The organism is Izhakiella australiensis (assembly GCF_002006995.1).
GTDB classification, from domain to species: domain Bacteria; phylum Pseudomonadota; class Gammaproteobacteria; order Enterobacterales; family Enterobacteriaceae; genus Izhakiella; species Izhakiella australiensis.
Genome location: NZ_MRUL01000024.1, coordinates 43,810 through 51,450, shown reverse-complemented (window position 1 = coordinate 51,450; position 7,641 = coordinate 43,810). Strand labels below are relative to the sequence as shown.

Sequence of the window (7,641 nt, the reverse complement as noted above, 5' to 3'; positions counted from 1 at the left end):
CTGTAACGTCCTGCGCAGCTTATCAGGATATTTGCCCGGATATTTCTCCTGCAGATACTCAAGAACCGTTGCCGGCGAGATTTGCGGCCGGGATTCAAGTAAGGGAAGAATGTCGCTCAGCCAGACATCCTCCAGAGGATCCTGGCGGGTCCGCCAGTGTCGCTCCCCGAACGGTTGCCACTGTCCTTTTTCAATACGCCGGCCTGAACGGACCGAGATGCCCGCAGTAGCCGCAGCGGCTTCCTGGGTAAGACCTTTATTACGTTGAGTCATGTAAAAACTGACCTGCCTGATATTCAGCGCCACAACCTCTCCCGGGTGGGGAAAAAACGGGACGCTAAGGTTACAAACAGGCCAGAGTAATTGTCGCGAATCGGACGGGGTAATTGTCGCCTAATAAAAACAATAAAATTTCAATTTTTTTTAGGGTTTTCGCCTGAAACAATTATCGCTAAGCTAACGGTCGGTAATTTGACGAGGAAACGGCAATGGTAAATGCACTTACCTGGCATGATGTGCTGGCCAGCGAAAAAGAAAAGACCTATTTCATTGAGACCATGAATGCCGTCGCACAGGAACGCGCGAATGGAATGACGGTATACCCTCCCCAGCAAGATGTATTCAATGCTTTTCGCTATACGGAACTCGGCGCGGTAAAAGTCGTTATTCTCGGACAGGACCCTTACCACGGCCCTAACCAGGCCCATGGACTCTCGTTCTCAGTCCGCCCTGGAATTGCGCCGCCACCGTCATTGGTGAATATGTACAAAGAGCTGGAGACGGACATTGCCGATTTTTCACGTCCGGCCCATGGTTATCTGGAAAGCTGGGCGCGTCAGGGGGTGCTGCTGCTGAATACCGTGCTGACCGTCGAGGCCGGTAAGGCCCATTCGCACGCGCGCTTTGGCTGGGAAACCTTTACTGACAAGGTTATCGCTTCCATTAATGAACATCGTGAAGGCGTGGTGTTTTTGCTTTGGGGTTCGCATGCGCAGAAAAAAGGCAGCATGATCGACAGACAGCGCCACCACGTCCTGCAGGCGCCACATCCTTCGCCGCTGTCAGCGCATCGTGGATTTTTGGGCTGTAAGCATTTCTCGCAGGCAAACGCCTGGCTGGAGAAACAGGGGGAAACGCCGATTGACTGGATGCCCCAGTTGCCCGAGGCCTGAAAAAAACCTCCCGACAAAACGACGGGAGGTCGTACTCAGCTTTTTGCTTTTGAGACGGCAACCATCGCCGGACGCAGCAAGCGGCCATTCAGCCTATAGCCGCGCTGCATAACCATAAGCACATGGTTTGGTTCTACTTCATCAGATTCCATCATCGACATCGCCTGATGCACGTCCGGATTGAAAGGAACCTTAACGTCGCCCACGACTTCAACGCCGAATTTACCCACCGCCGATAGCAGTGATTTCAGTGTTAACTCAACGCCTTCGATCATCGCGGCCAGCTCGGGATTTTCTTTATCAGCCACTTCCAGCGCGCGTTCAAGACTGTCAATAACCGGCAGCAGTTCGTTAGAGAACTTTTCCAGCGCAAACTTGTGTGCTTTCTCAACGTCCAGTTCGGCACGACGACGGATATTTTCAATTTCAGCCTGGGCGCGCAGCTGCGCCTCACGAACGCCGCCCTGAGCCTGGCTCAGTTGAGCTTCCAGCTCAGCAATGCGTTCGTCGCGCGGATCCACTTCACTTGCAGTCTCATCGCTTTCTGCGCTTGCGGTTTCCGGCCGGGTTTGTTCCATCTCAATATCATCTGAGACTTGCTCGTTTGGTGTTTTCTGTTCTTTACTACTCATGAATTTCTCCGCGTTTGTGCTCAATTCTCGCTGGTTCGCTTATTATGGGGATCAGAATCGCGGTTTCAAGGGACTCCGTCTCAATGTCGGGTCATTTGTCCAGTAGAGGAATACCAGCCTGATGAATACGCACTTTACCTGCATCGGCATAGTAGGACACCCGCGCCATCCCACGGCGCTCACCACTCATGAAATGCTTTATCGCTGGCTCACCAGCAAAGGCTACGAGGTGATAATTGAGCAGCAAATTGCGCGCGAGCTCAACCTGAGCAATGTCAGAACCGGCTCGTTATCCGAAATTGGTCAACAGGCCGATCTGGCGGTGGTGGTCGGCGGCGATGGTAATATGCTGGGCGCGGCGCGGGTGCTGGCGCGCTACAATATTAAAGTTATCGGCATCAATCGCGGCAATCTTGGTTTTCTGACCGATCTCGATCCGGACAATGCGCAGCAGCAGCTGGCCGATGTACTTGAGGGCGAGTATTTTGTCGAATCACGCTTTCTGCTCGAAGCCCAGGTTTGTCGCAAAGAGAGTGCGCCACGACTTGGCGCCGCCATCAACGAGGTGGTACTGCATCCCGGCAAAGTCGCACATATGATTGAGTTTGAAGTATATATTGATGAAAACTTTGCTTTTTCTCAGCGCTCTGACGGCCTGATAATCTCCACGCCAACCGGCTCTACCGCTTATTCTCTTTCCGCTGGCGGGCCTATCCTGACGCATTCCCTTGATGCTATCGTTTTAGTCCCCATGTTCCCGCATACCCTTTCCGCGCGTCCTCTGGTGATTAATAGCAGCAGCACCATTCGCCTGCGGTTTTCACATATAAGAAGCGACCTGGAAATCAGCTGTGACAGTCAGATTGCCCTGCCGATCCAGGAAGGCGAAGACGTACTGATCCGGCGCAGTGAGGATCGCCTCAACCTTATCCATCCAAAAAATTACAATTATTTCAATACCCTTAGCTCAAAGTTAGGCTGGTCAAAAAAACTGTTTTAATTTTAACCCGCCCTCTTTACTGTATAAAAACACAGGGTATACTGTATGAAAAAGCATACATGTGTTTTTATACAGGAATCACACCATGCTGGCACAACTGACCATCAGTAATTTTGCAATCGTCCGTGAGCTGGATATCGATTTTCAGCAGGGGATGTCCGTCATAACCGGTGAAACAGGCGCAGGTAAATCTATAGCTATCGATGCGCTGGGGCTCTGCCTCGGAGGACGCGCCGAAGCGGACATGGTGCGTCAGGGAGCCAGCCGCGCCGATCTTTGTGCCCGCTTTTTGTTAAAAGACACCCCCTCTGCGCAGCGCTGGCTAAGTGAAAACCAGCTCGATGACGGCAGTGAATGCCTGCTAAGACGCGTCATCAACAGCGACGGACGTTCGCGCGGCTTTATTAACGGCACCGCCGTGCCCTTGTCACAGCTGCGCGAGCTGGGGCAGATGCTGATTCAAATTCACGGGCAGCATATGCACCAGCTATTGCTTAAGCCCGAGTATCAGAAACAGCTGCTGGATGCCTACATCGGTGAATCCGACCTGATGGATGAAATGGCCAGCACCTACCAGACATGGTATCAAAGCTGTCGCGAACTGGCTCAGCACCAGCAGCAAATGCAGGAGCGCGAAGCGCGGCGCGAGCTATTACATTATCAGTTAAAAGAGCTGAATGAGTTTTCACCGCAAAACGGTGAATATGAGCAAATTGACGAAGAGTACAAGCGGCTGGCGAACAGTGGCCAGCTGCTTTCGGTAGGCCAACAAACGCTGCAGCTCATGGCGGAAGGCGATGAAAATACGCTGCAAAGCCTGCTGTATGCTGCCCGCCAGAGCGTAAGCGAGCTGACCGCACTCGATGACAAGCTCAGCGGCGTACTGACTATGCTGGAAGAAGCCGCGATCCAGCTCACTGAGGCGACTGACGAGCTGCGACATTACTGCGACCGCCTCGATCTGGATCCTAATCGCCTGCATGAGCTGGAGCAGCGTCTTTCCCGTTACGTCTTGCTGGCAAGGAAGCATCACGTCACGCCGGCAGAACTGCCCTCCCTGCACCAGCAGCTACTGGCGGAACAAAATGCGCTGGAACAGCAACAGCAAACGCAAAGCGACCTCAGCGAGGCGGTTAACCATTATCATCAGGCAACGCAACGCTGCGCGGCTACTCTCCACCAGCGCCGTCGGCACTATGCCAAAGAGCTGAGCGAGCTGATAAGCGAAAGTATTAATCAGCTCTCCATGCCGCACGGCAAGCTGCAAATTGAGGTAAGCCATAATCCCGAGCGCTTAACCTCAGAGGGCGCCGATCGCATCGATTTTCTGGTATCGACCAATCCGGGCCAGCCATTACAGTCGCTGGCAAAAGTTGCCTCCGGCGGCGAACTGTCTCGCATCGCACTGGCAATTCAGGTTATTACCGCCCGCAAAATGGATGCTCCGGCGTTAATTTTTGATGAAGTCGATGTCGGTATCAGCGGCCCCACCGCCGCCGTAGTAGGCAAAATGCTGCGCCAGCTTGGCGAATCTACCCAGGTGATGTGTGTTACCCATTTACCTCAGGTTGCCGGCTGCGGTCACGTTCACTTTTTCGTCAGTAAGGAAACCGATGGTGAAATGACAGAAACGCATATGCAGATGCTTGATAAAAAGTCTCGCCTGCAGGAGCTTGCCCGCTTGCTGGGAGGCAGTGAAGTCACGCGCAATACTCTGGCGAATGCACGCGAACTGCTGGCTGCATAATGATGCTTTAATAAGCAGACAGCGTGCTTTTTATCGCCCTCATGGCACTTTTTTCCACAGTCAGAGTCTCATGGATACGCTGAAGAGGTTTCCAACTGCCAAAAGGTTTATTATCATCGGCAGCTTATTCGCTGGTTCATTCGCCAGAACACCAGCCTGATGTACCAGGCGCTTTTGCCCAAAAAGGAATGTAATTGATATGCGCTGTAAAACGCTAACTGCTGCTGCGGCGGTACTTCTGATGATGACTGCGGGTTGTTCTACACTGGAACGCGTGGTGTATCGTCCTGATATCAACCAGGGCAACTTCCTGGTCGCGAATGACGTAGCTAAAATTCATACAGGTATGACACAACAGCAGGTAGCCTATACGCTCGGCTCTCCGATGATGCGCGATCCTTTCGGCAGCAGCACCTGGTATTATGTTTTCCGCCAGGAGCCAGGCCACGAGCCGGTTACCCAGCAAACGCTGAAGCTGACTTTTAATAGCAGCGGTATTCTGACCGGCATCGATAACCGACCTCGCCTGACCGGCCAGAAAAGCTGATTCCAACGGTTTTAGCCTCAGGAAAAACGGAAGCCCGGGAGTAGATCGCTTATAGCGACCCGCTCCCCGGGCTTCTGACTATCTGGCAAAACGTCGGATAAGCTAGATATGCAGCTCTTTCAGCTTATCTTTCGGCAGCGCCAGATCTTCATTGTGATTAACGCCAACGTCATGGCTCAGGATATGATTTGCAATATCCTTGGCTTCATCAAGCGAATGCATCTGGTAGGTACCGCACTGATATTCATTCAGCTCCGGTATTTTATTCTGATCGGTTACTTTAAGAACGTCGCGCATCGCGTCTTTCCAGGCGCTGGCAACAAGCTTTTCATCCGGCGTGCCAATCAGGCTCATATAGAAACCCGTACGGCAGCCCATCGGGGAGATATCAATGATCTCCACGCCATTACCGTTCAGGTGATTACGCATAAATCCTGCAAACAGGTGTTCCAGGGTATGAATGCCGCGCTCAGGCAGCACTTCTTTGTTCGGTTTGCAGAAGCGCAAATCAAAAACGGTGATGGTGTCGCCATGAGGAGTTTTCATGGTCTTTGCTACACGCACAGCGGGTGCGGCCATGATGGTATGGTCAACGGTAAAACTGTCCAGCAATGGCATTTGGTCACCTCAGCTAAAAATTATTTATAAAACGGTGAACTTTTACGATCACCGCCAGTCTGACTATATGAAAGACGCGCATTTGTTATCATCATCTCATCCCTGTCAACAGAGATGTTAGTTTGGCCACAGTGATGTGGCCTTTTCTTTTTCTATTTTCTGCTTTCCAGATAGTCTTCAAAGCTAAGTGTATCACTCGCTTCAATGTCTTTCTGCTTCGCCCATGAGTTTTTAGCTTCCTCAGTGAAGCTGTCGGGCGTCAGAATTTCAAACGCCTCTTCCGTTAGCATGTGGCGGTATTGCTCAGCTAAGGCCAGACCCGTCCCGACAATCCCGGTATCTTTCATCGCATGAAGAATGCGCGCTGAATAGGTCAGCTCGGGATCATCAAAGCAGGCCGCCAACAAATCACATACCTGCTGGTAATCATTTGAACCCTGCTGTTCGTCGAGGATGCGGGCGACAGAGCGGAAATCTTCAAACAGCGCTTTGCCCATCTCCGCGAGCGGACGCTGGCTTTCCTCACAGCCGATACTCATCAGCAGGCCCGGTTTGCGCCCTTCAAGGATGACCCGGTTCCAGTTTTTGCGCGTACAGAGCAGCTCTTCACTGCTCATATCCGGCGCGTCAGCCAGCGCACACCAAATCAAAAACAGGTCGAGGAAACGCACCTGATTCGCATCAACGCCAATCGGCGAGAAAGGATTTATGTCTAATGAGCGAACTTCAATATATTCAATGCCGCCGCGCAAAAGCGCATCGGAAGGTGCTTCGCCCGGATGGGTAACTCGCTTTGGCCGTACCGGCGCGTAGAGCTCATTTTCAATCTGCAGTACGTTATCGTTGAGCTGCAACCAGTTGCCCTGCTCGTCTTTAATCCCGATAGCGGCAAATTCATCTGAAGGCGTTTTGATCGCGCGCTTTAGCCCTTCTACATAGGCATCAAGATTGTTAAAGGTAATACCCAGGTTATTTTGTGATTTATTGGTATAGCCCAAATCGCTCAGGCGCAGCGAAGTGGCATAGGGCAAATAAAGCATGCCGTTGTGTTTCTCAAACGGCAGCGTGCTCTCTTTGCCCTGGAGAAAAGACTGGCATACCGCAGGCGATGCACCAAACAGGTAGGGAATTATCCACCCAAAACGATAATAGTTACGAATAACGCGCAGATAGCCGGCGGAAATAGCCTCTTTGCCACTTTCCGCATCTTTTACGCCCGCCCATGCCTGCCAGAATCCGAGCGGCAGCGAAAAATTATAATGCACCCCGGAAATAATTTGCATTAATGCACCATAGCGATGCTGCAATCCGGAACGGTAGAGCGTTTTCATTCGACCAATGTTGGAACTGCCGTACTGCGCCAGCTCAATAGGCTGCCCTTGCTCAATCAGGCAAGGCATGCTGAGGGGCCACATGCGCTCCTCACCCAGCTCACGCGCGACGTGGCGGTGGATATCACGCAGGTAAGCCAGCAAATGATCTACGTCACCGTCAACCGGCGTAATGAACTCCAGCAGCGTTTCAGCAAAATCAGTAGTAATCCATTTGTGCGTCAGCGCCGAGCCGAGGGTCTCAGGATGCCTGGTTGCAGCAAGGTGTCCGTCCGCCTGCACGCGTAAGGTCTCGCGCTCAACGCCTCGCCCAATGCCCTTCAATGCTTCCGGGTTTGCTTTCAGCCAGGAAAGCGCCTGTGATACATCCGGGATCAATGTGACCTCCCGCTCTGTGAGAAATTTATTTTTATTACGCATAATGTTAACCGCAGCATGAGGGTTTAGCGAATTGATGCAGCTATCCCAAGCTCTTTAAACTAATTATTGCGACCATGATTACTGCTGCTGACATCCTGCAGTCGCAATCATCAGGCCGCCGAATATGATACCGCAGCCATATTGTACCTGGCTGCCGTACGGTTGCTGTGCATC

At 52.1% G+C, this 7,641-nt stretch carries 8 protein-coding genes; 4 read left to right on the top strand and 4 right to left on the bottom strand.

Annotated features, from left to right (window positions below; genetic code table 11):
- A partial coding sequence (locus BTJ39_RS21580) for a helix-turn-helix domain-containing protein (protein WP_139356346.1) occupies positions 1–306 on the bottom strand: 306 nt, incomplete at its 3' end.
- A 182-nt stretch (positions 307–488) separates the two neighbouring features.
- Between BTJ39_RS21580 and ung the strand changes: the two genes are divergently transcribed.
- Positions 489–1,172: a uracil-DNA glycosylase gene (gene ung, locus BTJ39_RS21575; RefSeq protein ID WP_078004781.1), complete on the top strand. Its 684-nt coding sequence runs from the start codon at positions 489–491 to the stop codon at positions 1,170–1,172.
- 35 nt (positions 1,173–1,207) lie between these two features.
- Here the strand turns inward: ung and grpE are convergent, their stop codons facing one another.
- On the bottom strand, positions 1,208–1,804 hold the full coding sequence (grpE, locus tag BTJ39_RS21570; RefSeq protein ID WP_078004780.1) for a nucleotide exchange factor GrpE: 597 nt from the start codon (positions 1,802–1,804) through the stop codon (positions 1,208–1,210).
- A gap of 121 nt (positions 1,805–1,925) precedes the next feature.
- On the opposite strand from grpE, the gene nadK reads away from it, so the two are divergent.
- The 3 genes from nadK (at position 1,926) to bamE (ending at position 5,098) form a co-directional block, all read left to right on the top strand.
- Positions 1,926–2,804, top strand: a complete 879-nt coding sequence (gene nadK, locus BTJ39_RS21565; RefSeq protein WP_078004779.1) for an NAD(+) kinase — start codon at positions 1,926–1,928, stop codon at positions 2,802–2,804.
- An 85-nt stretch (positions 2,805–2,889) separates the two neighbouring features.
- A complete protein-coding gene (gene recN / locus BTJ39_RS21560) occupies positions 2,890–4,551 on the top strand; it encodes a DNA repair protein RecN (protein WP_078004778.1) in 1,662 nt (553 codons plus the stop codon).
- A 199-nt stretch (positions 4,552–4,750) separates the two neighbouring features.
- Positions 4,751–5,098 carry an outer membrane protein assembly factor BamE gene (gene bamE / locus BTJ39_RS21555; protein ID WP_078004777.1) on the top strand — a complete coding sequence of 116 codons (348 nt, stop codon included), beginning with the start codon at positions 4,751–4,753 and terminating at the stop codon, positions 5,096–5,098.
- 102 nt (positions 5,099–5,200) lie between these two features.
- On the opposite strand, the gene luxS is transcribed toward bamE, so the two are convergent.
- Complete coding sequence (luxS, locus tag BTJ39_RS21550) at positions 5,201–5,716, bottom strand: S-ribosylhomocysteine lyase (RefSeq protein ID WP_078004776.1); 516 nt, start codon at positions 5,714–5,716, stop codon at positions 5,201–5,203.
- A gap of 152 nt (positions 5,717–5,868) precedes the next feature.
- Complete coding sequence (gene gshA, locus BTJ39_RS21545) at positions 5,869–7,467, bottom strand: glutamate--cysteine ligase (protein ID WP_078004775.1); 1,599 nt, start codon at positions 7,465–7,467, stop codon at positions 5,869–5,871.
- Between the last annotated feature and the right edge of the window lie 174 nt (positions 7,468–7,641).

What these genes read in the sequence shown, in the direction of transcription:
- ung (WP_078004781.1), top strand. Translation starts at nt 489, where the DNA reads ATGGTAAATGCACTTACCTGGCATGATGTGCTGGCCAGCGAAAAAGAA.
- recN (WP_078004778.1), top strand. Translation starts at nt 2,890, where the DNA reads ATGCTGGCACAACTGACCATCAGTAATTTTGCAATCGTCCGTGAGCTG.
- grpE (WP_078004780.1), bottom strand. Translation starts at nt 1,804, where the DNA reads ATGAGTAGTAAAGAACAGAAAACACCAAACGAGCAAGTCTCAGATGAT.
- bamE (WP_078004777.1), top strand. Translation starts at nt 4,751, where the DNA reads ATGCGCTGTAAAACGCTAACTGCTGCTGCGGCGGTACTTCTGATGATG.
- luxS (WP_078004776.1), bottom strand. Translation starts at nt 5,716, where the DNA reads ATGCCATTGCTGGACAGTTTTACCGTTGACCATACCATCATGGCCGCA.
- nadK (WP_078004779.1), top strand. Translation starts at nt 1,926, where the DNA reads ATGAATACGCACTTTACCTGCATCGGCATAGTAGGACACCCGCGCCAT.
- gshA (WP_078004775.1), bottom strand. Translation starts at nt 7,467, where the DNA reads ATGCGTAATAAAAATAAATTTCTCACAGAGCGGGAGGTCACATTGATC.